At 57.8% G+C, this 23,325-nt stretch carries 18 protein-coding genes, 1 tRNA gene, 1 pseudogene and 1 other annotated feature; of the genes and pseudogenes, 13 read left to right on the top strand and 7 right to left on the bottom strand.

Annotation, left to right across the window (positions count from 1 at the left end):
* Positions 1 to 111: 111 nt before the first annotated feature.
* A complete protein-coding gene (locus V8Z74_RS24725; protein WP_349711964.1) occupies positions 112 to 513 on the top strand; it encodes an FCD domain-containing protein in 402 nt (133 codons plus the stop codon).
* 96 nt (positions 514 to 609) lie between these two features.
* On the opposite strand, the gene V8Z74_RS24730 is transcribed toward V8Z74_RS24725, so the two are convergent.
* Complete coding sequence (locus tag V8Z74_RS24730; RefSeq protein WP_349711946.1) at positions 610 to 1,806, bottom strand: IS3 family transposase; 1,197 nt, start codon at positions 1,804 to 1,806, stop codon at positions 610 to 612.
* Positions 1,408 to 1,525: a sequence feature (AL1L pseudoknot), on the bottom strand. It overlaps the preceding gene by 118 nt.
* A 315-nt stretch (positions 1,807 to 2,121) precedes the next feature.
* The gene (locus V8Z74_RS24735; RefSeq protein ID WP_349711948.1) at positions 2,122 to 2,436 is read right to left on the bottom strand and encodes a helix-turn-helix domain-containing protein; all 315 of its coding nucleotides are present in this window, start codon (positions 2,434 to 2,436) and stop codon (positions 2,122 to 2,124) included.
* A 302-nt stretch (positions 2,437 to 2,738) separates the two neighbouring features.
* Between V8Z74_RS24735 and V8Z74_RS24740 the strand changes: the two genes are divergently transcribed.
* The 3 genes and pseudogenes from V8Z74_RS24740 to V8Z74_RS24750 all read left to right on the top strand — a co-directional run.
* On the top strand, positions 2,739 to 4,139 hold the full coding sequence (locus tag V8Z74_RS24740) for a hypothetical protein (protein WP_279853313.1): 1,401 nt from the start codon (positions 2,739 to 2,741) through the stop codon (positions 4,137 to 4,139).
* Between the two features lie 12 nt (positions 4,140 to 4,151).
* Positions 4,152 to 5,105, top strand: a complete 954-nt coding sequence (locus V8Z74_RS24745; protein WP_314972087.1) for a flagellin N-terminal helical domain-containing protein — start codon at positions 4,152 to 4,154, stop codon at positions 5,103 to 5,105.
* 182 nt (positions 5,106 to 5,287) lie between these two features.
* Positions 5,288 to 5,997: pseudogene (locus tag V8Z74_RS24750) on the top strand (IS5 family transposase); the annotation flags it as partial.
* 86 nt (positions 5,998 to 6,083) lie between these two features.
* Here V8Z74_RS24750 and V8Z74_RS24755 read toward each other — a convergent pair.
* Positions 6,084 to 6,956, bottom strand: a complete 873-nt coding sequence (locus tag V8Z74_RS24755) for a helix-turn-helix transcriptional regulator (RefSeq protein ID WP_280056628.1) — start codon at positions 6,954 to 6,956, stop codon at positions 6,084 to 6,086.
* Positions 6,957 to 7,053: 97 nt separating this feature from the next.
* Between V8Z74_RS24755 and V8Z74_RS24760 the strand changes: the two genes are divergently transcribed.
* The 8 genes from V8Z74_RS24760 to V8Z74_RS24795 all read left to right on the top strand — a co-directional run bounded on the left by V8Z74_RS24760 (position 7,054) and on the right by V8Z74_RS24795 (position 15,957).
* Complete coding sequence (locus V8Z74_RS24760) at positions 7,054 to 8,592, top strand: nucleotidyl cyclase domain-containing protein (protein WP_280056629.1); 1,539 nt, start codon at positions 7,054 to 7,056, stop codon at positions 8,590 to 8,592.
* Positions 8,592 to 9,356 (top strand): E2 domain-containing protein, encoded by a 765-nt coding sequence (locus V8Z74_RS24765; protein WP_280056630.1) that lies wholly within the window; start codon positions 8,592 to 8,594, stop codon positions 9,354 to 9,356. The genes V8Z74_RS24760 and V8Z74_RS24765 overlap by 1 nt, the downstream gene beginning before the upstream one ends.
* A 26-nt stretch (positions 9,357 to 9,382) precedes the next feature.
* Positions 9,383 to 9,874, top strand: coding sequence for a Pycsar system effector family protein (locus tag V8Z74_RS24770; protein ID WP_280056631.1), 492 nt, complete (start codon positions 9,383 to 9,385; stop codon positions 9,872 to 9,874).
* 103 nt (positions 9,875 to 9,977) lie between these two features.
* Positions 9,978 to 11,768 carry an alkaline phosphatase D family protein gene (locus tag V8Z74_RS24775; protein ID WP_280056633.1) on the top strand — a complete coding sequence of 597 codons (1,791 nt, stop codon included), beginning with the start codon at positions 9,978 to 9,980 and terminating at the stop codon, positions 11,766 to 11,768.
* A gap of 135 nt (positions 11,769 to 11,903) precedes the next feature.
* Positions 11,904 to 12,815, top strand: a complete 912-nt coding sequence (locus V8Z74_RS24780) for a TIR domain-containing protein (protein ID WP_280056634.1) — start codon at positions 11,904 to 11,906, stop codon at positions 12,813 to 12,815.
* A 760-nt stretch (positions 12,816 to 13,575) separates the two neighbouring features.
* Positions 13,576 to 13,923, top strand: coding sequence for a type I restriction endonuclease subunit M (locus V8Z74_RS24785; protein ID WP_314972085.1), 348 nt, complete (start codon positions 13,576 to 13,578; stop codon positions 13,921 to 13,923).
* Positions 13,923 to 14,546 carry a hypothetical protein gene (locus tag V8Z74_RS24790; RefSeq protein ID WP_349711954.1) on the top strand — a complete coding sequence of 208 codons (624 nt, stop codon included), beginning with the start codon at positions 13,923 to 13,925 and terminating at the stop codon, positions 14,544 to 14,546. Before V8Z74_RS24785 ends, V8Z74_RS24790 begins: the two co-directional genes overlap by 1 nt.
* 118 nt (positions 14,547 to 14,664) lie before the next feature.
* Complete coding sequence (locus V8Z74_RS24795) at positions 14,665 to 15,957, top strand: hypothetical protein (RefSeq protein ID WP_349711956.1); 1,293 nt, start codon at positions 14,665 to 14,667, stop codon at positions 15,955 to 15,957.
* Between the two features lie 144 nt (positions 15,958 to 16,101).
* Here V8Z74_RS24795 and V8Z74_RS24800 read toward each other — a convergent pair.
* The 4 genes from V8Z74_RS24800 to V8Z74_RS24815 all read right to left on the bottom strand — a co-directional run bounded on the left by V8Z74_RS24800 (position 16,102) and on the right by V8Z74_RS24815 (position 22,009).
* Positions 16,102 to 16,191, bottom strand: a tRNA-Ser gene (locus V8Z74_RS24800).
* Positions 16,192 to 16,369: 178 nt separating this feature from the next.
* Complete coding sequence (locus V8Z74_RS24805) at positions 16,370 to 18,667, bottom strand: NADP-dependent malic enzyme (RefSeq protein WP_066483879.1); 2,298 nt, start codon at positions 18,665 to 18,667, stop codon at positions 16,370 to 16,372.
* 165 nt (positions 18,668 to 18,832) lie between these two features.
* Complete coding sequence (locus tag V8Z74_RS24810; RefSeq protein ID WP_066483880.1) at positions 18,833 to 20,320, bottom strand: nucleobase:cation symporter-2 family protein; 1,488 nt, start codon at positions 20,318 to 20,320, stop codon at positions 18,833 to 18,835.
* 501 nt (positions 20,321 to 20,821) lie between these two features.
* Entirely contained in the window at positions 20,822 to 22,009 is a 1,188-nt protein-coding gene (locus tag V8Z74_RS24815; protein WP_349711959.1) for an MFS transporter, read from the bottom strand.
* Positions 22,010 to 22,127: 118 nt separating this feature from the next.
* Here V8Z74_RS24815 and V8Z74_RS24820 point away from each other — a divergent pair, with 118 nt between their 5' ends.
* Positions 22,128 to 23,126, top strand: coding sequence for a LysR family transcriptional regulator (locus tag V8Z74_RS24820; RefSeq protein ID WP_349711961.1), 999 nt, complete (start codon positions 22,128 to 22,130; stop codon positions 23,124 to 23,126).
* The last annotated feature ends 199 nt before the right edge of the window (positions 23,127 to 23,325 follow it).

Genomic DNA, 23,325 nt, shown 5'->3' on the forward strand with positions numbered 1-23,325 from the left:
GTACGGCACGCTCGCGCACCTCGGGCGAGAACTTGTTTGACTTGGTCATAGCTCCATCTTCTCAAGTGTTGGAGCCTCCTCAAAACCCGGGGCGATTCAGAGAGTGCAGCAATTGACCTCTTGGTCAATCACAATGATGCTCAACAGCAGCTGCATCATTTATGCAATATTTGGTGTGTGGCAGTGCATGAGCGCATAACCGATCCGCATGAGGTTTCTCGCTTGGATGAACGCTTTCACATCGATCTAGTGGCAGCTAGTGGCAACCTAGAGATGGCTCGTATTCACCAAGATATTACGAATCGAATTCGCATCGTACGCCGCTTAGAGTTCACTCGTAACTACAGAATCGACATCACCTACGAAGAGCACAGCATGATTTTGAATGCCGTGCTCCAACAGGATGCAACTCAAGCCAAGAAGATGCTCCAAAGACATATCCAGAACAGCCGGGATGAGGTCAAGAACATAACTCTACACAACCTACACCAAGCTCAAGTGCAACGAACATAAAAATTGCTGTGAGACAACTGTGAATCACACCGGGTTTGGTGGAGGCTAGTTTGTTGAAGTGCAGGCGTTAGCCTGCACGGTCTTGGCAACTTGCCGTCAGTAGTTTGCCTCAGCCTCCGCTGGCGGTATATGTCCTATGGATTCCAGCAATCTGCCGTGGTTGAACCAGTGCACCCACTGCAGCGTTGTCAGCTCCAGGGATTCGCGTGTTTTCCACGGTCCTCGCTTGTAGATGACCTCCGTTTTGTAAAGTCCGTTGATGGTTTCGGCCAGAGCGTTGTCGTAGGAATCTCCAGTGCTACCCACCGAAGGCATCAGGCCAGCTTCCTCTAAACGTTCTGTGTAGCGAATGGAAACGTACTGACTGCCCCTGTCGGAGTGATGAATGAGCTCCGTGTCACTTGAAGGCCGCCTTGCATACAGCGCCTGCTCCAGCGCATCCACCACAAAGTCCGTACGCATGTGGCTGCTGACCCGCCAGCCCACTATGCGGCGGGCATAGACATCAATCACAAAGGCCACAAACATTTGCCCTTGCCATGTTGATACATAGGTGAAGTCTGCAACCCAAAGCTGGTCAGGGCGCTGGGCTGTGAACTGGCGGTTGACCAGGTCTAGCGGACTTGGCCGTGCCACATCTGGGCGTGTCGTACGTACCTTCTTGCCACGCCTTGCACCTTCAAGGCCCAGCTTGCGCATCAGGCGTTGCACTGTGCAGCGGGCAATGGGCAAGCCCTCTCGGTGCATCTGCTTCCAGACTTTGACGACGCCATACACCTGCCAATTGGCGTGCCACACCCGTTGAATATGGCTGCAACGTTCTTCATCTGATTGGCTGCGCTGTAAGCGCAGCCACGGGCAGTTTCTTTGCTGAACCCTGCGCCTGTAGCCCGATGGGGCAATTTGCAGCAGCCTACAAATTGGCTCGACCCCATAGGCATCACGGTACCTATCTACGAAGTCAATCAGCTCTTGATGCGACGGTCCAGCTCCGCCTGCGCAAAAAAAAGCGCTCGCAGCCTTGAGGATGTCATTGGCACGGCGCAGTTCCTTGTTCTCTCGCTCAAGTTGTTTGAGCCGCTCACGTTCATCCGTGGTCAACCCTGGCCGTTGGCCTGCATCTATTTCTTTGCGCTGCACCCACCCATGCAGGGTGCTGACCGAGCAACCTATCTTGGGGGCAATCGATTCACACGCACCCCACAGTGATGCGTAATCCGCTTGGCATTCCTGCACCAAACGTACGGCACGTTCACGTACCTCGGGGCTAAAACGAGCAGCTTTAGTGTTCATGACTCAATCCTCTCAGGAGTGGAGCCTCCACGGAAGCCGGTGTGATTCACTTCCGTGATGCTCGTAGCGATGCTCGCGTTGGTTCAATCGAAAAACGTATTGAGAAAGACTACGGTCTTCCTGCGGGCTCTGTACACATCAGGAACCCCGACGGTCGAAATGCCCGCAGTGACAAGGAAGTTGGAAATCTCCGCAAGGACTACGAGAAGAAATAATCTTTCGGCGAATCGTTGCCATGAGCTGAAGTCAACCAGGACTGGGGCAAGATTTCAGCCATCCAAGAGCCCTTCTGAGCCTGCCCATGGATCGCCATGATCAAGTGCCGTCATCAAGAAGCGCTTGAACTTTTAAGCGAACTTCTTCATCAGCTTTCCCATACTTGAATAGCAATTCGGCAATTTCATCGTCCGTGTCGGCGTAGAAGAAGGCCACAGGCACCTGCAGCACTGCAGCCAGCCTGCGTACCGTTAGCAAGTCTGGCTTGTGGATGCCAAGCTCATAGCGATTGATGCACGTGCTGGCCACGAACGCATCGATGCCCGCTTCAATCCCCAGCATCTTTTGCGACAGCCCCGCAGCTAGGCGGGCCTGCTTGAGCCTCGCGCCCCATTGTTCATCCGCGTCGGACATCTCGCACCTTTAAAAGGCTACGAGATTCGTAGTTATGCTTTATTCTCGATACTACGAGTTACGTAGTTTTCTGGGTTGCGAATGGCTGCCCAGCTCAATAAGAAGGACAAAGCATGGTGGTGAGCAGGGGAGTGCGCTGGTGCGCAGCGTTAGGGGTGTTGGGGTTGACTGTGGGCACATGGGCACATGCAGGTGTTCGTGGCGGTACTCAGCTGGCATCGAAAGTGCACGATTACTACGCGGAGTGCCGTAACCCAGACACGGAGCTATGCACGGTGCAAAGCCCCGACTCATCGCTGTACATGTACACGGTGCTTACGCCCGACATTCCCTTTGATGACTTGGGCGCGCATTGGGTAGTGGATTTGCGCAAATTTCCAGCTGCCAAAGGCGCCATCAAGGTGCTGCGCGTGGCGACCAGCACAGGCGAAGTGCACGCCATCCGTTTGAAGCTGGTTTATGGGGCCACACTTGCTCAGAACAGCGCAGGGGCCAAGGTGCTGACTGTGCCGCCTGAAGCCAAGCCTGCAACGACATCTACAGCACCGGCTGCAGCGCCATCACAGCCTAGCACTTCGATTACAGCCAACCCGCCCTCTAGCTCATCGGCGGTTTCTGTAGCAAAACCAGCGCTTGCCGCACCTCCTCAGCCACCAAGCCATAGCACCGAGACCCAGCAGTCAGGGCGTGCTGAGCAGCCTGTTTCTTCTGTCAAAAAGTCGACTTCATCGCCGATACAGGAGAAGGTGGCTACTGGCTCCAAGCAGCAAATCGCCTTGAAGCCGATCTGTTTAGATGGCATTTGTGTGGGCACTCCTGTGCAGAAATTGAGCGCCCCATTGGAACCAACCTTGTCCTTAAAAGAGCACCTGCGCTCTGGCTTACGGGCAGACCCTCATCGATTTCCAGATTTAGAAGATCGAGCTAATCGACTGGAAACGCTGTACAAAAAAGGCGACATGGATGGATTTGCTGAAGAAGCCATGGACTGGATTAAGAGCAGCAACAAAGCTTCGCAGCTAGAGATCAACCTTTTCCATTTACGACAAGCCTACTTGCTGGCTTATCAAGCACTTGGCAATAAGCACTCAGCTGATACCGTGTCGCTTGCCTTATATCTAACACCACAGGTTTCCAGAGACAGGCATAACCAAGGAGTCAGCCTAACAAGACTATTTAACAGTACTGCCAATCCATTGACTTTTATTGAAACAAATGCCCTGAGATTCGATGCAGAGCTGGGAAAGTTGCTGGCGAAAACGAAACCAAAATTTTGTGATGCATACCGAATGGTGGGGCACTACACCAGCAAATCGGGATATCCAACGTTAGTAGGTGTTCAGTCAGATATTGATGGTGAGCTCAAAGTTTCAGACATCACCCGCGTCTTTTCCACCTCATCAAAAGACAGCCTCCAGCTTTTTGCGCGTGAATTGAATGCCACTTATGAGCCCTACAAAGGCAGCGATCTCATCAGCATTGATGTGAAGTATCCCTCGATAACACTGGTGCTGCGGCACCCAATGCTGGTTCATGATTTCAACGCCACTTCCCTCAATGCCAAGCGGGCTGCAGTCTGGCAACAGGGGTGGATGGACTTCAAAGAGAAAGGTGGGGACATGACAAAGATCATGCAGGCTATTCGTGAGCGAAATCAAGCCACCTTGCCCGGCTGCAAACCCAAGGTGTTGCCGCTGAATTGATGGGTGCTGACCATGGTCACTATCAACACCAACCTTCCATCACTGGCTGCACAGCGTCAACTGGATGCTTCGCAGCTGAGTCTGACCACCACCATGCAGCGCCTGTCTTCGGGCCTGCGTGTCAACAGCGCCAAGGACGATGCTGCAGGCTTGGCTATCAGCGAGCGCATGAACACCCAGGTGCGGGGGATGGCAGTAGCCAGCCGCAACGCCAACGACGGGATCTCTTTGTCCCAAGTTGCTGAAGGTGCGATGCAAAAGCTCACAGACATTTTGCAGCGCAGTCGTGAACTGGCGGTTCAAGCGGCTAACGGAACCAATTCCAGCAGCGACCGTCAAGCCTTGGACTCTGAGCGTGCGCAGCTGCTACAGGAGTTTGCTCGCATCGCCAGCACCAGCAATTTCAATGGGCAAAAGCTCATTGACGGCAGCTTTATGGCGCAGAGCTTTCAGGTGGGAGCCAATGCCGGTGAAGTGATCGGCGTGAACTTGCCTTCACTGCAAGCGCCGAACCTTGTTGCCTATGGCTGGCCGCTACAGCAAAGCCCCAACACCAATAGCTATGCGATTGCCCGAGGTAATGACGAAATGGTGCCCGCTGGCGACTTGATGTTACGCGACAAACCTATTGCTATTGAGCGCAATGAAAGCATGGCATCGATTGCGCAGAAGATCAACGATGCCGGGTTTGATCCCAAGATTTACGCCCAGGCCAGCACCAGCGCTTTGCTGGCAATCAACACGACGCTGCCGCCTTCCACTCCACCCGTTACTGTCACGGTGAAGCTGGTAGCAGGTGATGATTTGTCCAAAGCACAGTCAGTTTCTTTCACCTGGGATCATGCCAACCCTGATGTCGCCAGCATCAAGCAGGCGATTAACGCGGACAGTGGTCAAACCGGTGTGCGGACAGAGGATGGGCGGCCTTACACGGATAACATGCGTCTGGTCAATGACGCAGGGTAAACGATCCGGGTATCTATGCAACCAGGCAAGAAGCACGCAGCGATGTGTTAGCTACACTGAGATGTTTTACAACCCCATCCGCAGACATTCGTCTGCGGATGGTCTGTCTCGGTAGAGTTCGAGAGACGCAATTCCGTAAAGCTGGCAACTGTCTAGGAAATGCTGGTCGATTCAAGCGCACCATCAGTGATGAGGCGGCCCTCAATGGCATCTTGTTTGTTCTCCAAACTGGCATTGCATGGGAAGACTTACCTCAAGCTTTGGGCTATGGCAGCGGCATGACATGCTGGCGACGTCTACGAGACTGGAATGCTGCAGGTGTGTGGGAGCAACTGCATCAAGCCATGCTTGTTCGCCTTCGCGAACATGACCAAATTGATTGGAGCCGTGCCAGCATTGATGGCTCCTCGGTGCCAAGCCCCCCGGGGGCCAGGAAACAGGACCTAACCCCACGGACAGAGGCAAGTTAGGCTCCAAGCGGCACATCATCGTAGATGCCCAAGGCATCCCGTTGGTAGTCTTAGCCAGTGGCGCTAACCGGCATGACTCGATGATGTTTGAGCCGTGTGTAGACGCTATACCTGCAGTCAAAGGACTGCAAGGCCGCCTGCGAGGGCGGCCCTACAAGCTTCACGCAGACAAGGGCTACGACTACGCCCGCTGCAGGGCGTATCAGAAAAAGCGTGGAATCGTCAGCCGTATTGCAAGACGTGGTGTTGAAAGCAGCGAGAAACTGGGCAAGCATCGGTGGGTGGTGGAGCGCACCCATGGATGGTTTACAGGGTTTGGAAAACTGCGCATACGCTTTGAGAGGCGGCTGGACATACATCTGGCCTTGCTCAAATTAGCGGCAGCAATCATCTGCGCACGCTTCGTTGATAGGTTATGTTAGCCACTCTTAATAGACCTACACGTTGGCGTCGACAGTCAGCGCCTTCCAGTTTTTCTTTTATATCGACCTCTCATGTGCATTCACAATTAACTTTGTGAAATCGCGATTTTGAATTCCTCGTAATTCAAAATTTTCAGAGGAGTAGCTGCCGGATTCCCTTCGACATCGGGTACGTCAAGCCTAAGATTTTTTTCAAAGTAAAAGAGGAGTGATTTTTTAATAAAAATTGACAAATTGCCATTTACCATTTCATAGTCTTCCATCACCCCACGCCTCTGAACTTCATTAAGATTAGGGTTGGGGTGAAGCTGGACTTCAAAGAGCTCATTCCAGGCAACGTCATTGTCAATGGCACTTTCGGCCTCGCCAAAGTTTTTAGTGGCATCACAGCGAGACAGAAGGAAATCTCGGAAAGCCCGTCTGCTGTGGCAAAAAGCTCGAACGTGCCAACGCGCACCATCGTTCACAAACGAGTGCGGGGAAATCCATCTCCACGCCTTATCCAAATTTTCTTTGTTCATCGATTGATACAGAATCTCAATCGACCGTTTTTCTCTTATCGCTCTTATCAACGCTCGAAGGACATCCGATTTCACCCGCCTGTTTGGAATGGGCATCCGAGCAACACTAGGGACTTCGCCCATCCAAGAATCCGTCAACCGAACACGGCCCCCAGACGCGTCGTGCAGATGGGCAAGGTAGCTATCTGCACTGAGGTCTAGAAAGATCGGTTTGAAGTCTTCTGTGCTGACATAGCGCTTCTCGCTTGAGTCATACACCAAGTTGCCGGGAGCAAGCTGTTGGTAAAGGCCAAGGTCCGCAGACGCCTGCGGGGTCGAAACCCCAAATTTTTCTGTGATGTCTCCACGTCGGACACCACCTTCCCAGTAGAGGCGGAACTCAATGAACTCGAGGCGCCGTTCAGTGCCCCAGCGAATTTTGTCGATTGCAGATTTCATGAATATAGTTACTTGACGGGTAAAAAATCTCTACCCATAATAAAACTATACGCAATGGGCCAATCCTTGTCCACGCGGGTTACATCCGGAGATAGCTGTGAGCCACACTTGGAACCACGAACGTGCCAGTACCCACATCGACAAGAAGATGGAGGATGTGGAGACCGTCACCATCAAGCAGTACGGGCGTGATATGTCGCTCGATTCCATCGCGACCAACGCGGCGTACCGCGTTGATGGCGTTCACATGTACGCAGACATCCAGAATCTGCGTGAGATGCTGAATGTGACTGACGTGGAAGGCACGGACTGCCACAAGCGCACGTTGCGATTTCTTGACCAACACTATCGCGCCGTCAATCGGATCCTTAAACGCGTTGACGCGCGGCGGGTGGACTTCCACAACCAGCGGCTGCACTCTCTCTTTACAAAACCGTACAACTCCGAGGCTGGAGCGGAAAAGAAACGCGTGCAACGTGCGGTCGCGACGGCACAGCTCATGATTGACGTCCTGAACGAGACCAAAGATGACGATGCAAAGATCCCAGCAGCAGTCTTGCGCGTTGGCATCGATACTGGGGAGACACTGGCTGTCAACAACGGGCGCAACGGAAATCGCGAGCCATTGTTTCTGGGCGATGCCGCAAACCATGCTGCGAAACTGGCCAGCAACCTGTCCGCCAAGGGTATCTACCTTACGAAGGCTGCACGTTTGGCGATTGGCCTCAAGGAAGTCGATACGCCGGAAAAGACGGCACTGACCAAGGACGAAATCAAGGACTGCCAAGACGCAGCGGACCTTGATGTCACCGCTGAAGCCATCGTCAAAGAGTGGCGCGAAGACCAGAAAAACAATCCTCTCGGAGGCTTTGTTTTCACGCGACATACTCCTCCGTTTTCGACGATGGACATCCCGACACTGACCCCCGGCAACTCGCGCCGTCAGGAGGCGGTGAGCATCTACGCAGACATCGACGGCTTCACAGCATATGTCGCAGACAACATTCAGAAGAACGCTGAGAACGTAGTCCGTGTGCTCCATGTGCTCCGCGCCGAACTCGAACGCGTGCTCACCACAGAATTTAAGGGACGGCGAATACGCTTCATTGGGGACTGCGTCCATGGCCTAATCTGTGAAGGCACTGCAGCGACTACGGAAGTGCAGGACACGATTTCTGAGGCTACACGTCTGGCTGGTGCATTCCGCAGCAGCTTCGACCTTGCAATCGAGAAGCTCGAAAAGAAAAAGTACTTTTCCGGAGAGATGGGGCTCGCCATCGGCTTCGATTACGGCCCAATGACAGTAACCCGTCTCGGCGTGAAGGGAAGTCGTGTTCGCTGTTCGGTGAGTCGTGGGGTGCTTTCCTCCGAGGACGAACAGGTCCGCTGCGATGGAACGGAAACGGCCATCGGCCGGAGCGCATATGACGAAGCATCCGGCGCGGTAAAGAAGGTGTTCGGCAGCAAGCGCAAGGTTGCAAATTTTGACTACTTGGAAGCCACAGAAGCTCTTGCGGACAGTGGTGACAAGGCTGCGAACAGTGCCCGCGCGATTGGCACGGTCGCAACCACGCCTGCTATTGCCCGAGCCCAAGAGCAGATCGTGCGGCCCTACTGCGGTGTGAAGAGGGCTTGATGCCAACTGCCGTCGAGCTCATCGCGGCAGTTGCGCCCGCGTACAACGCAGCCGCTGAACCCATTTCGGCCGTAAGCGTAATTCTCCGGTTCAGCCTTGCCATCAGTGATGGCCGGACTGTTCCGTACGAAATCGAAGTCAAACAGGTCGGGGACAGGAAGGCGACGGCAAAGGAGCGCCAACCGATCAATTTGCCCGAGTTTTGCCCCCAGCGCCATATCAATTACGACGGCTCCTTCTGTCTTTACTGGTGGGAGGTATCCAACTTAGACATTACGGATGAGGAGACGGCGCACGCGTGGTGGGGAACCCTGTGGAAGTTCCTGACGCTTCAGGCCCGGGTAAAAAAAGCTCGGCGCTGGCCAAACGAGAATGAGTGGGCCCACGGTGCTGCCGCTGTCCATCAACATAGAGCAGAGCTAGCGGCGCATGAGCTCGGGGCCCAATATGAGGTCGCATTGCAGGAAAGGCGGCTTTCAGTTGTCAAGAAGAAGCGCGTCTTGCAGCTTTTCAAAGACAAGAGCCATCTTTACAGCGTTTGGCTAGACTCCAAGAAGGTTGTGAATCTTAAGCAACGCTGCCTTTGCGGCTCGACTGGAAAAAAGGGCCGTAAAAGACTCCGTAGGTGTGGCTTCCATTCTTCAGACGCGTCCAACCTGGCTTTTGCTCTCCTTCTTTGGGAGATTGAAGAAAAAGCATTCTGGGAATTTTTTCAAGAAAGCCAATGCTGTGGAACTTGTGACAACTGTCCACTGCAGCGTTGAACACCTAAGACCTGCAGCCTTTACAAATGAGTACGAACAAAGACAAACTGTCCAGCGCCCAATGGATTCTTGAGCGGACGCTCGGATGGATTGCTGCGGCCGAAATCAAGGTTGGAGCGATAACTGCCATCGATGTGGCGATGCTCACCGCATTGGGTGCATTCTTTAGCGTGGAGCCGTCGAAAAGTCCTTGGGTAATTCTCTTAGGAGCGAGTGCCTCTGGGGCACTCTTGGTTGCTTTGTTCTGTACCGCAATGGTACTCTTTCCACGGCTGAAGGGTGGACCTAAAGAATCGCTGATATTTTTTAGCGCAATTACAAGGTTGTCTCGGGCCGACTACGTCATGAGATTCGAGTCTGTTAGCGAGCAGGACATCCTCAAAGACATTGCAGCCCAGATTCATCGAAATGCTGAAATTGCGCATGATAAGCATTGCTGGGTTAAAAGATGCGTAGGCTGGTCGTTGTTTGCTGTGATTCCATGGATTGCAACTGTTGGTCTTCTCGTTAAGTACTAATCCGACTTGGTGCAGAGGCATTGAGCTGGTCAACGCGATTGCCTAAGAGAAGATTAAAAAGACTAGAAAGAAATCCAAGAAATACTCTAGAGGGATCAAATTAATGGCCGCCAATATTCTGCTTGGACCCGTGCTTTCATTTCGGGGAGTCTCAAAAGGAAAATGGAAAGTCAGTGCGCTCATCGGGATTGACGAGAGCGACAAAGCACCTAAATTCGTCGTTGATGGGAAGGCGGCATCAAAGAGCTTGGTATTGCTCAAGCATGGGGGGCGCCAATACCTGCGCTACGACTTGACAATTAAGCAAGGCGATCAAGAGCGCAAAGTCGAGTACACGATTGAAGACGTGGACGAGGTATGGCATTTCACAGTGCCAGGAAAGGACTATGCGCCTCGCATGGCGTATGTGTCGTGCAATGGCTTTTCGGATCCCAGCAGCATCCGAAAGCTGATAAAAGGGGAGAACGCGGTCTGGGCGGATCTACTGTGCAACCATGACAAACAAGTGCGCCCCGATGGCTACATGCTCGACAAGGAGCAGCTGTGGCATGAGTCGCTAACCCACGACAAAAATCTGCAGCGTTTTCATCTCCTGTTGATGGGTGGGGATCAAATCTACTTTGACTCAATCTGGGAAGACGTCAAAGAACTCAAGGGTTGGATCGGATTGCCGAGAGACAAGCAGTTGGAATTCCCAGTCAGCCCTGAGCTGGAAGCAAGGATTGAGGACTACTACCTCACGCTGTATGTCGGGAGATGGCTACCGACCGGGAGGGGCGTCTGGGGAGTCAAGAGCAAGACGCTCGATGCCGCACAAGCAATGGCGCGGACTCCAACCGTGATGATGTGGGATGACCACGACATTTTTGATGGCTGGGGTTCCTACAGCTGCGAGATGCAGCACAGCCCTTTGTTCAAACGCCTATTCCATCATGCGCGGCGAGCATTCTGGGTCTTCCAAATGCAGCACGCGGCTGATCAGCTGCCTGAGCTGGAGTTGCGCGAAGATGTGCGCGTCAGAGCGAATGATCCGCTGTTCAAGAAGATCGAGTGGTCCAAAGTCCTCAAAGGCGATGCTCTCGCTTTGCCTCTGTTGGATCAGCAACCGGGGTTCAGTTTTGCTCACGCTGTAGGCCCCGTACAGCTATTGGTTGCCGACCTGCGGACAGAACGTTCACATGAGCAGGTCCTTGGTCCTGACACGTGGAGCGCGCTGAAGGCTTGGCTCAAGCAAATTCCAGAAAACGGTCGCAAGCATCCAGGAGTGGGATGCCAACATCTGCTTTTTATGTCGTCCGTACCCGTCGTACACCCGAAGCTGACGCTGGCAGAGGCCTTTCTGGACAACTTCGGCTCCGACCATGTGCTGGATAGCAGTGCAGATGATCTGAAAGATCACTGGACCCATGACGACCATGAGGGCGAACGGCTGCGCTTACTCGAGACGCTGTTTGCGACCGCAAAGGCAAAGCAGCTCAGGGTGGCAATCGTCTCGGGGGATGTGCATGTGGCAGCACATGGGGTCGCCTATCGAAAAGACGTCGGTCCTCAGGATAACTGGGCGCAGATCCAGCAGTTCACGTCAACGGCCGTGGTTCACCCATCTCTGGTATCTGTGGCTGAGCGACTGTTCTTTCACGTCCTGGATAGCGTGGGCAGGATCACGCAGAACTTGGACGTTAACACCAGCGCAGAGATGCTGATCTTTCCGCAGTCGAATCGACGAGTCTTAGCTGCGCGGAACTGGCTGGCTATCGAGCTGGATACTGGAGCGGCCAATGCCACCGGCTCAAAGCTCTGGGCTACTTGGCGATGCGAAACGAAAGATGGGCTAACGAATCACCTGATGGCTGTAGAGCCGACGTTGATGCCAGTAGGTGCCATTGCCCCGTAGGTGACCCCTTGCCTGCTTCGCAGCGATGCTGCCGGTCGCCGCCGGAGGACATATTCACGCAAGCCAGACTCATTCGTAAACCTGAACCCGGAATGTCGGCGATACACGCCGCGCACTATATACAAGAAGGAAGACATGCTTCAACGATTTCAAGGTGACGACGGCCGCCGCTTGCGCGTGCAGGCCATGCTGTCTCAGAAGATGGTCGCGGGCAACCGCGAGCTGGCTGAATACCTGGCTGACAATGCAAAGTTCATCGAAGTCACAAAGGATCACGTGCTGATCCAGCAGGATGCGGCCGACAACGACGTGTTCTTTGTTTTGACCGGCGCGTTCAACGTCCTGGTCAACGGGCACATCGTGGCGCGCCGTTTCGCCAACGACCACGTTGGCGAGATGGCCGCTGTGGAGATGACGCAAAAGCGTGCGGCATCCATTGTGGCCACGGAACTGAGTGTAGTAGCCCAGATCCCGGAAGCGCAGTTCTCGACCATCGGTAGCAAGTACCCAGAAGTGTATCTGGCAGTGGCTCGTGAGCTATCGCGGCGGCTCCACCAGCGCAACGCGCACGTTGGCGCTGCCCGCGACCGCATCAAGGTATTCGTCATCTCCTCAAAAGAATCCCTCGGCGTCGCGCGTGTCGTCCAGAACGCGCTCTCCTACGACAACTTTGTTGTCAAACCCTGGACCGACGATGTATTCCGGGTCGCGAACTACCCATTGCAGAGTCTGTTCGACGCCGTATACGACGCAGACTTCGCCGTCGCGATCGCACACGCCGACGATACCACCTCGGTCCGTGGCCAGACTTGGCCTACACCGCGCGACAACGTGATCTTTGAACTCGGCATGGCTATGGGGCACCTTGGTAAGGACCGGGCGATCCTGATGGAGTCGCGCGAGCACGGCGTAAAGTTGCCCAGCGACATGACCGGCATCACTACGATCCCCTATAGGTACGAGCCTGGCTGCGACGCCGCAGCATTGATGGGACCTGCGTGCAACCAACTGCGCGATCACATCCTGAGGTTCGGGCTAAACGTCTGAGATCTCGAAGATCGGTACAGAGCAACTAAGGGATGCTCCACAAGTACGTGGAACTATAGACATCCATCTTGCTCATGGACGTCCAGTACGCTTTCTGTCACATGTCTTGACCGTTATTAAGCTTCACGTCGTCATAGACAGCATTGCTGATCAACGTAAGCTTGCCCCGATTCTTCGTGGGTTTCGCTGCTCAGTTGGCTGCACGCCCAATCCAAACAAGGTCGCTATCCCTTGGCGTTAGCACGAGGTGCCGCGGCCCGACCGCCGAAAGGTGCAACAGCCTGCCAATTTCGGCATCATTGTCCGGAAGCTTCCAAGGCACACTGGTCACCCCAGGAGGGTGGCCTGCACCGTCAGGCTTCGTTCGCCACTGTCACTCAACCTCAGAACCCGAACGGCAGCACTCAGTCTGAAGCTGCTATTTAGCCTGCTTCCCACTGGTACAACTTTTCTTTTAAATATCCATTTGAATATATCAAATATATTTGATATGCAAATATTGGCGATGTTTTAAAATGAGTATGCGCTTGTATTGCATAGCGCAATCGGCCGCTCGATCATTGATCAGCTGCTTCTCTCGCTCGACGTCCTGAGCTTCCCCCCGTTTTGTGCGCCTGAATTGATCAGGTAGCTTGCTCGTGCATGCGTTTTGAATGCTTGTGCGGCGTAGCCATGCCTGTCAATTTGAGGTCGCGAGCTTTGGGGAAGTATTGGGTAGCACAGGGCACTTCTTTCCCACTTTTCCCTTTTGGAGTTTTCTATGACTGATACAGGTCAGGCCGCCGCATGCCCAAACGATTCTTCTCCTGCTGCTCATGACAAGGCTGCTGCTGGTACGCCCTTGTTTGCCTTGGGCCAGGTACTGGTCACACCTGGGGCATTGGAACTACTGGAAACCCATCAACTGACTGCACTGCCGTTTGTGCTGCGCCATGTGTCGGGTGATTGGGGCGATATCTGTGCTGAAGACAGGCAAAGTAATGCTGACGCTTTGCAGTACGGCTACAGGCTGATGTCGGTGTATGTGATTTCCAAGGCAGAACGCCTGTGGATCATCACGGAAGCTGATCGCAGTAGCACCACGCTGTTGTTGCCCGAGGAGTACTGATGCTGGGGCGGCACTTTGTGGTGCACTCGCAGCTGAGTGTTGGCCGCTCAGGTGCAATGGCCTATCAAAACAAGCTGCTGCTGCGCCAGGGCGAAAACGACATGGCTTGCGGGCACCACTGCGTGCTGATGGCCTTGATGCTGCTGGGCCAGGTGTCACGCGATGCCCTGTATGAAAGCGACCTTGATGCCCGCCTAATGGAGGTCAGCGCCATGGGCCAAGCTTTGTACTTTAGTGGCTGTAGCAGTGCCGCCATCAGAGAGCAGTTTTCACCGTTTTCTGAACAACTGCAGTGCCGCCAATTGCGCCGCAATGTCGAGGCCCGCACGGTGGCCGCATTGGAATCTGACCATGTGTGCCTGGTGCGCTTCACTTCGCCCAGCTACAGCCATTGGGTGCTGGCAGTGGGTGCGATGTATGCCGATGGCAAGCCACATTCTTTGCTGGTGCTCGATCCCTTGATGGACGGTGTGCCGCTCACTCCTTGGAATGCCTTGCTGGAGCATTGGGGTAGCAAAAAGCTGCGTAACACCAATGCCCGCTGGTCAGAAAAAGCCACCTTGGACAAGGTGGTGCAAGTCGGTTTGCGCAGCCGCCGTGGCACGGCCATTGCGCTGGCTTGAGTTTCAGTTTCTCGATTTCTTTCTTCTGATTTCCCTTGTGCACGTTGTGCGCCTGGTGCTTAGCTTTTGAAGCTGCACTCAGGTGCCGTTGCGGCGTGCCTGTTTTGAAAGTTTGACCATGCACCCTTATCACTTGAGGTGGTACCGCTACCGGCGTTTGTTGGCTGCGGTGATGACCTTGCCTGCACTGGATACCTCAACGCCTGTTCCGCATGAATTCAGTGGGCAGTGGCCGTGCTGCTTCAATGGCTGCACTGAAGCGGGGCGTTATGTGCATGCTTCAAGGCCATGCATGGAGCCGCAATCTGCCATGGTGCTCGAATTGGTTGATGCGGCTTTGCAGGCGGTTGAGCCAATCAGCCAGCGCACCGTTGCATGGCAGGCATTTGCACGGTGTGCGGTGCCCCAGTTGGGTTTGGGCAGCTTGGCACGGCTGGTGGCACTGCTGCAGCAATACGGGCCTGATGAAGATGCTGAATTGGCCCTTTTGCTGTGGCAAGGTGAAATCACCCAGCAAGTAGTAGCCATCAAGGCCGTGCAGCGTTTGCGTCGCCTGGTCGCATTCTTGCAAAGCCAGGGCATCACGGATGCGGCCAGTTGGTTGCAGTGGCGGGATTCGGCAGATGCGCAAGCGGTTGTGCACGGTGCGCCGCATCAAGCACCAGACACGATTCACGCTTTGCTTTGGCACTTGGACAGCGGGCGCTGTGATGTGCCTTGGGTGCTGACGTTTGCAAGGCGAGTGTTGTGGCAGGCTCCTGCGCATGGTCACGTCATGCTGGCTATTCAAGAAATGGCCGAAGCCATGAACCTGAGTGCCAAGGCTTTGGCCAGGCGCATAGCGTGGCATGAGCGGCTGTTTCAAGCATTGGGCGATGTGCCTGAGCTACGGCTGGCGTGGTGGCGGTGCGTGAAGCGCACTTTGCAAGCCCAACTGACCAACGCCACGTCGGTCAAACTGCAAGTGCAGGGAGTCAAAGAGCCTTTGCCGCTGTCGTTGGCCGTGCACCTGCGCCAGGGGCAACCCATGCTGACGATTCAGCTGCCCCGTGCGTTTGGTGCGGCACCCGCATGGCCCAACTTGACCATGGTGCAGCTACGACAAGAAGGCTGGGGGCCAGGTCTGGGGCTACGTTTGCTGTTGCGAGGCGAAGGCGTGCTGCCAGCCCAGCTGCAGCTGGACATCGCCAAACGCTGGAAAGTAGCGCAGCTGCAGCCACCAGTGTTTGAGCGCATCAGTGCCACCAAGTGGGAAATCAGCTGCTGTTGGTGCGATGGGCTTTGGAAGCCTTCAAGCCTTGATCAGGCTGAAGTTACGATTTGGGCCATCGACACGGCGCTGCAGGTGATGGAGTATGTGTTGGTGCTCAAGGGCATGTTCGGCGAGCTTCAGGCAACAAAAAAGCCCTGAGCGGTTGGGGTTCAGGGCTTTAAGTGCAGGGTAGTTAAGGAGTGATTGCTTATATTTTGCGCAAACAATTCCGTATAACCAAGCGTATAGCGGTATGTTGATTTTTTGAAATACCGTTATAAATCAACAACTTACACTGGATCTTGGCGGAGGCTGTGAGATTCGAACTCACGGAAGGATCACTCCTTCGGCAGTTTTCAAGACTGCTGGTTTAAACCACTCACCCAAACCTCCGGGTGGCGCAATTTTACACAAGGAAGCTGCCTGCCCAGTCCCTCCGGCAGCAGTTGCTGAAACAAATCATGCCTCTCCTGTGTCACGACAGCAGAGGCGCGGGGCCCCCATGAAAAAATGCCCCGAAGGGCATTCGTGTGGGCACTGAAGCAGGCGCCCGTACAGGCGCCTGATCCGCTTAGCCGCGCAGGGCGATGGCCTGTGCAGCAGCCAGGGCCGTCATGTTGACCACGCGGCGCACGGTGGCCGAAGGCGTCAGCACGTGGGCCGAGGCAGCGGCGCCCATGAGAATGGGGCCGATGGTGGTTCCGTGGCCGCCCGTGGTCTTGAGCACGTTGAACAGGATGTTCGCGGCGTCCAGGTTGGGGCAAATCAGCACATTGGCCGCGCCGTGCAGGCTGGACTCCAGCAATGCGTGGCTGCGGACGTCCTGCGACAAGGCCGAGTCGCCATGCAGCTCTCCGTCGCATTCGATGCCAGGGTTGGCCGCGGCGAACAGGTCGCGTGCGGCGCGCATCTTGCGGGCCGATGCGCGGCTGGAGGAGCCGTAGTTGCTGTGCGACAGGAAGGCGACCTTGGGGGGCAGGCCAAAGCGGGCCACTTCGTCGGCAGCCATCTTGGCGATCTCGGCCAGCTCTTCGGCGGTGGGATCTTCGTTGATGTAGGTGTCGGCGATGAACAGCGTGCCGGATTCCAGCATGACGGCGTTGACGGTCGCGAACTCGCGGGCATCCTTCTTCAGGCCCAGCACGTCCTGCACATGGGTCAGGTGGCCGTCGAACTTGCCGACCAGACCGCACAGCATGGCATCGGCATCGCCCAGATGCACCATCAGCGCGGCGATCAGGGTGTTGGAGCGGCGCACGGCAGCCTTGGCGGCTTCGGGCGTCACGCCGTTGCGGCCCATCAGGCGGTGGTAGGTTTCCCAGTACTGGCGGAAGCGCGGATCGTCTTCGGGATTGCAGATCTCCACGTCCTTGCCCAGCTGGATGCGCAGGCCGGCCTTGGCGATGCGGGCTTCGATCACGGCCGGACGGCCGATCAGGATGGGCTTGGCCAGTCCGTCGTCCAGCGCGACCTGCACGGCACGCAGCACGCGCTCGTCCTCGCCTTCGGCATAGGCCACGCGCTGCTGGTTGGCCTTGGCGGCGGCGAACACGGGACGCATGAACATGCTGGTCTGATAGACGAAGCGGGTCAGGCTCTCGCGGTAGGCAGCGATGTCCTCGATGGGGCGGGTCGCCACGCCGGATTCGGCGGCAGCCTTGGCCACGGCCGGAGCAATGCGCAGGATCAGGCGCGAATCGAAGGGGGTGGGGATCAGGTAGTCGGGACCGAAGGTCAGTTCCTTGCCCTGGTAGGCGGCGGCGACCTCGTCGCTGACGTCCTGCTTGGCCAGCGCGGCGATTTCGCGCACGCAGGCCAGCTTCATGGCTTCAGTGATCTTGGTGGCGCCGCAGTCGAGCGCGCCGCGGAAGATGTAGGGGAAGCACAGGACGTTGTTGACCTGGTTCGGATAGTCGGAGCGGCCGGTGGCGATGATGCAGTCCGGACGGATGGCCTTGGCCAGTTCGGGGCGGATTTCGGGCTCGGGGTTGGCCAGGGCCAGGATGATGGGCTTGTCGGCCATGGTCTTGACCATGTCGGCGGTCAGCACGCCGGGGGCCGAGCAGCCCAGGAACACGTCGGCGCCGTTGACCACGTCGGCCAGGGTGCGGGCTTCGGTCTTCTGGGCGTAGCGGGCCTTGGAGGCATCCAGACCGCCGGGGCGGCCTTCGTAGATCACGCCCTTGGAGTCGACCATGTAGACGTTCTCGCGCTTGACGCCCAGGCCGACCATCACGTCCACGCAGGCGATGGCGGCAGCGCCGGCACCGGAGACGGCAACCTTGACCTTGTCGATCTGCTTGTCGACCAGTTCCAGGCCGTTGAGCAGGGCGGCGCTGGAGATGATGGCCGTGCCGTGCTGGTCGTCGTGGAACACGGGGATGTTCATGCGCTTGGACAGCTCCTGCTCGATGTAGAAGCACTCGGGCGCCTTGATGTCCTCGAGGTTGATGCCGCCCAGGGTGGGCTCCAGCGAAGCGATGATTTCGATGAGCTTGTCGGGATCGCGCTCGGCCAGTTCGATGTCGAACACGTCCACGCCGGCGAACTTCTTGAACAGGCAGCCCTTGCCTTCCATCACGGGCTTGCCGGCCAGGGGGCCGATGTCGCCCAGGCCCAGCACGGCCGTGCCGTTGGTGATCACGCCCACCAGGTTGCCGCGCGAAGTGTATTCGGCAGCGCAGGAGGGGTCGGCCTGGATGTCCAGGCAGGGGTAGGCCACGCCGGGCGAGTAGGCCAGGGACAAGTCGCGCTGATTGGACAGGGGCTTGGTCGGAGTGACGGAAATCTTGCCCTTGACGGGGCTGCGGTGGTATTCGCGGGCCGCGTCGCGCAGGGCTTGTTCGGCGGTGGACAGGTTTTGTGTCATACGAAAAATATCAGCAAGTTGCTAGTCGGAGCTTACCGGAAGGCAAGAGGGTTTTGCGGTCAGTTCTGTTTTGCCCGAAGTGCATCGACGACAAACCCCCTGACGCCTTGTGTGCGGCAGGGGGTCTGGGCCGGCGGGTGAGCCGGCGTTTACTAAGGTGCCGCTTTAGTGAGCGTCAGCCTGGCGTGCTGCATTGATGGCAGCGCTGTTGTCTTTGGCGGCTCCGTTGAAGAAGAGGTTCAGCAACACAGCGGTAATCGAAGCCAACAGAATACCGGATTCGATCAGCGGATGGATGGAGTGGGGCATCCACTGGCGGAAATTGGGCGCCACCAGGGGAATCATGCCCACGCCGATGGACACCGCCACGATCATGGCGTTGTGCTTGTTGTCGCGGAAATCCACGTTCGACAGGATGCGGATGCCGGTGGAGGCCACCATGCCGAACATTACCAGGCCGGCGCCGCCGAGCACCACGGTGGGCAGGGATTCGATCAGCGCACCCATCTTGGGCAGCACGCCCAGGATGACCAGGATGGCGCCGCCGGCCACGCAGACCCAGCGGCTCATCACGCCCGTCACGGCCACCAGGCCCACGTTCTGCGAGAAGCTGGTGTAGGGGAAGGTGTTGAAGATGCCGCCGATCAGCGTGCCCAGGCCGTCGGTGCGCAGGCCGCGGGTCAGCTCGTCCTGCGTGATCTCGCGCTTGGTCATGTCGCCCAGGGCCAGGAACATGCCGGTCGACTCGATCATCACCACCACCATCACCAGGCTCATGGTCAGGATGAGGATGGGGTCGAACACGGGCATGGCGATCTGGAAGGGAAGCACCACGGTGAACCATTCGGCCTTGGCGACCTTGTCGAAGTTCATCAGGCCCATGGCCACCGAGATCACGCCGCCGATCAGAATGCCCATCAGCACCGAGATGTTGGCGATGAAGCCCTTGGCAAAGCGTGCGATCAGCAGGATGGACAGCAGCACGATACCCGAGACGGCGGCGCCCTGCAGGTCGGCATACTTGGGGTTGGGCACGGTGGGCAGCACCGAGAAGCCCTTGGGCACGGGGGGCAGGGCCGAACCGGGGGCGCCGGCCATGGCCTGGGCCTCGGCCAGCCACTTCAGGTGCTCGGGATTGGGCACGGAAGGAGCGGTGGGGCCCACGGGGTTGCCGAAGATCCAGTTCACGCCCACGCGCATCAGGCTGATGCCGATGACGGCAATGATGCTGCCTGTCACCACCGGCGGGAAGAAGCGCAGCATGCGGCTGATGATCGGCGCTATCAGGATGGAGACCACGCCCGCGCCGATGACGGAGCCGAAGATCACTCCGGCACCGGCAGTGCCGCCCGTGGACTGGGCCATGGAGACCATGGGCGCCACGCTGGCGAAGGTCACGCCCATCATCACGGGCAGCTTGATGCCGAACCACTGGGTGGCGCCCAGGGCCTGGATCAGCGTGACCAGGCCGCAGACGAACAGGTCGGCGGAAATCAGGTGCGCGACCTGCTCGGGAGGCAGATTGAGCGCGCGGCCCACGATCAGCGGCACGGCGACTGCGCCGGCATACATCACGAGCACGTGCTGCAGGCCGAGCGCGGTGAGTTTGCCGAGCGGCAGGACCTCATCTACGGGATGCACATTGGGTTGCATAAAAGCTTGTCTCCTCACTCCATGTATGAATACGGATTTACTGCTTGGCGGTTGCTGGCGGCAATCCATACAAAAAGTGTATACAGCTCATAACGGGAAACATCTACCGGTAAACCCTGCGTGGGGAAACCGCGTGGTGCCGCGCGCGAATCGGTTATGCAACAAACGCATGGATGACTGCCGAAAATTGGAATGGCTATGAAAACCATAGCTTCCTGCGCCTGTATCAGCTTGTTAATGGAAGGATTCTGCTTTTAATACCAGTTGCGGATTGCGGTGTTAGCTCCTAAATCAATAGCTTTGCTCTATGTTTGTTGAACAACCGATCAGTTCCGTACTGCTTTTTGTGTGCTGCTCAGGGTAGTTAATACCTGCATGCATGTAAATGGGCGCCACAGTGCGGCGCCCGCAGTTTTCACAATGAACGCCTGCCGACCTGCCGACCTGCCGACCTGCCGACCTGCCGACCTGCCGACCTGCCGACCTGCCGCGTACATTCTGTCAGCAGGCGGTTTTCATGGACTGCGTGGCGGCGGTGCGGCCGGCCGGCAGCCGGTGGCTCAGCAGCACCAGCAGCAGCCCCAGGGCCGTGAGTGCGGCCGCGGCCCAGGCGATGGAGGTCAGGCCCATGCCCTGCGCGATGACTGCACCGCCGGCCCAGGCTCCCAGGGCATTGCCCAGGTTGAAGGCCGCGATGTTGAGGCTGGAGGCCAGGTTGGAGCCTGCATGGCCCGCGGCCTGCAGTACGCGCATCTGCATGGGTGCCACGCCTACGAAGGCGGCAATGCCCAGCAGCAGCACATAGGCCATCGCCAGCGGCGTGCCCGCAAAGGCCCAGCGCCCGGCCAGCAGCACGGCCAGCAGAACCAGCAGCGCGCCGGCCAGCGCACGCAGCACGCCGTGGCGGTCGGCCAGCCTGCCGCCCGCATGGTTGCCGATGGCCAGGCCCGCACCGAACAGCAGCAGCGTGATGGCGACCCACCGATCGCCCATGCCGGTCACCTGCGTGAGCAGCGGCTCGATGTAGGTGTAGAGCGTGAACACGCCGGCAAAGCCGACCACCGTGATCCCCAGGCCCAGCCACAGCTGGGGTATGCGCAGCACGGCCAGCTCCTGGGCCAGGCTGTGCGCGCCGGCCGTTGCCGCATTGCGCGGCACGAACACGGCCAGAATGCCCAGGGCCGCCACGCCGACCAGGGCCACGGCGGCAAATGCCATGCGCCAGCCAAAATGCTGGCCGATCCAGGCGCCTGCGGGCACGCCGAGCAAGGTCGCCAGCGTCAGACCCGAAAACATGAATGCAATGGCCGAGGCCTTCCTCTCGGGCGGCACCAGCTGGGTGGCCACCACCGCACCTACGCCGAAGAACGTGCCGTGCGTGAGCGATGTCAGCAGCCGGGCCGCCATCAGCCAGCCGTAGCTGGGCGCCCAGGCGGCCGCGGCATTGCCGGCGATGAAAATGCCCATCAGAACCAGCAGCAGCTGCTTGCGCGGCCAGCGGCGGGACGCCAGCGTGAGCACGGGAGCGCCGACGGCCACGCCCAGCGCATAGCCTGAAATCAGCGTGCCTGCCGTGGGAATGGAAATCTGCAGATCATGGCTGACCTGGGTGAGCAGCCCCATGATGATGAATTCGGTGGTGCCGATGCCAAAGGCACCGGCGGCCAATGCGAGCAGCGAAGCCGGCATGAGGAGCGTCCTTGATTGCAATGTCGAGGACCGAACTGTGGGGCCGGCAGGCGGACGGCGGTAGCCACCCGGCTGGAAACGTATTTGTTTCTTTGAGGAATCAATCTGAGGAATTCCAATGATTCGAGATCTGGAAACGTCGCCGCGAGCGGTTGCGGCAGCGGCTTCGCCAGCCGGCGAGATCAACCGCCATGCGGAGCTGGAAGTTTTTGTGCAGGTGGCCGAGCGAAGCAGCTTTTCCGCCGCGGCACGCCATCGTGGCATGACGCCCTCGGCCGTGAGCAAGACCGTGGCGCGGCTGGAGGCGCGCCTGGGCGTGCAGTTGCTGCGCCGCTCCACGCGCCGGCTCGAACTCACCGCCGAAGGCGAGCAGCTGCTGCTCCAGGGCCGGCCATTGCTGGCCGACTGGCAGGCGCTGGAGCAATCGATCGCCCGCCAGGGCCAGCCGCAAGGCCTGGTGCGCATCAACGCCAGCACCAGCACCGGCCAGCACCTGCTGGTGCCGCTGGTGGCCGAACTGATGCAGACCTGGCCGGGGCTGCAGCTGGATCTGAGCTTTACCGACCATGTGGTGGATCTGATCGAGGCCCGGGCCGACATCGCCATCCGCTGGGGGCGGCTGCCGTCGTCGGACATGGTGGCGCGCCTGCTGGGCCGCACGCGCCAGGTCATCGTGGGCGCGCCTGCCTATCTGCAGCGCCATGGCGTGCCGCGGCATCCGGATGAACTGGCCGGCCATGTGCGCATCGGCTGGAACTACGCACGCGCCGTGCCGCACTGGCCGCTGCAGGTGGCAGGGCAGCCGGTGGCCGTACCCATGGGCGAAGTGCTGCGCCTCAACGACGGCGATGCCATGCGTGCCCTGGCCGTGGCCGGCGCCGGGCTGGCGCGGCTGTCGCTGTACCACGCCTGGGAGGATCTGCATGCAGGCCGGCTGCAGGCCGTGCTCGAGGAATTCAATCCCGGCGATCTGGAGCCCATCCATGCCGTCTACGTGGGCAAGCCCGGGCAGTTGCCGGCCCGCACAAGGGCCGTGCTGGATTTTCTGAAGAACCGCGTGGACCTGCGCCATGCCGAGACCTTCCCCGCCGGGCTGCTGCTCAACGCGGCGGGCTGACGGCGGCCCGGCGAGTGGCCATGAAAAAAGCCCGCCCGGAGCACCCGGGGCGGGCTTTGGCGCCTTTACCTGCAACTGCGCCGCTGCAGGTGCCGCACCGCTGTCAGGCCGTCAGGTCCACCAGCGAACGCGCGATCACCTTGGTGGCGCGGCGCAGATCCTCCAGCACCAGGCGCTCGTCGGAGCGCTTGGCGTGCGA

It is taken from the genome of Comamonas sp. w2-DMI, from assembly GCF_040187735.1.
Classification (GTDB): domain Bacteria; phylum Pseudomonadota; class Gammaproteobacteria; order Burkholderiales; family Burkholderiaceae_C; genus Comamonas; species Comamonas terrae.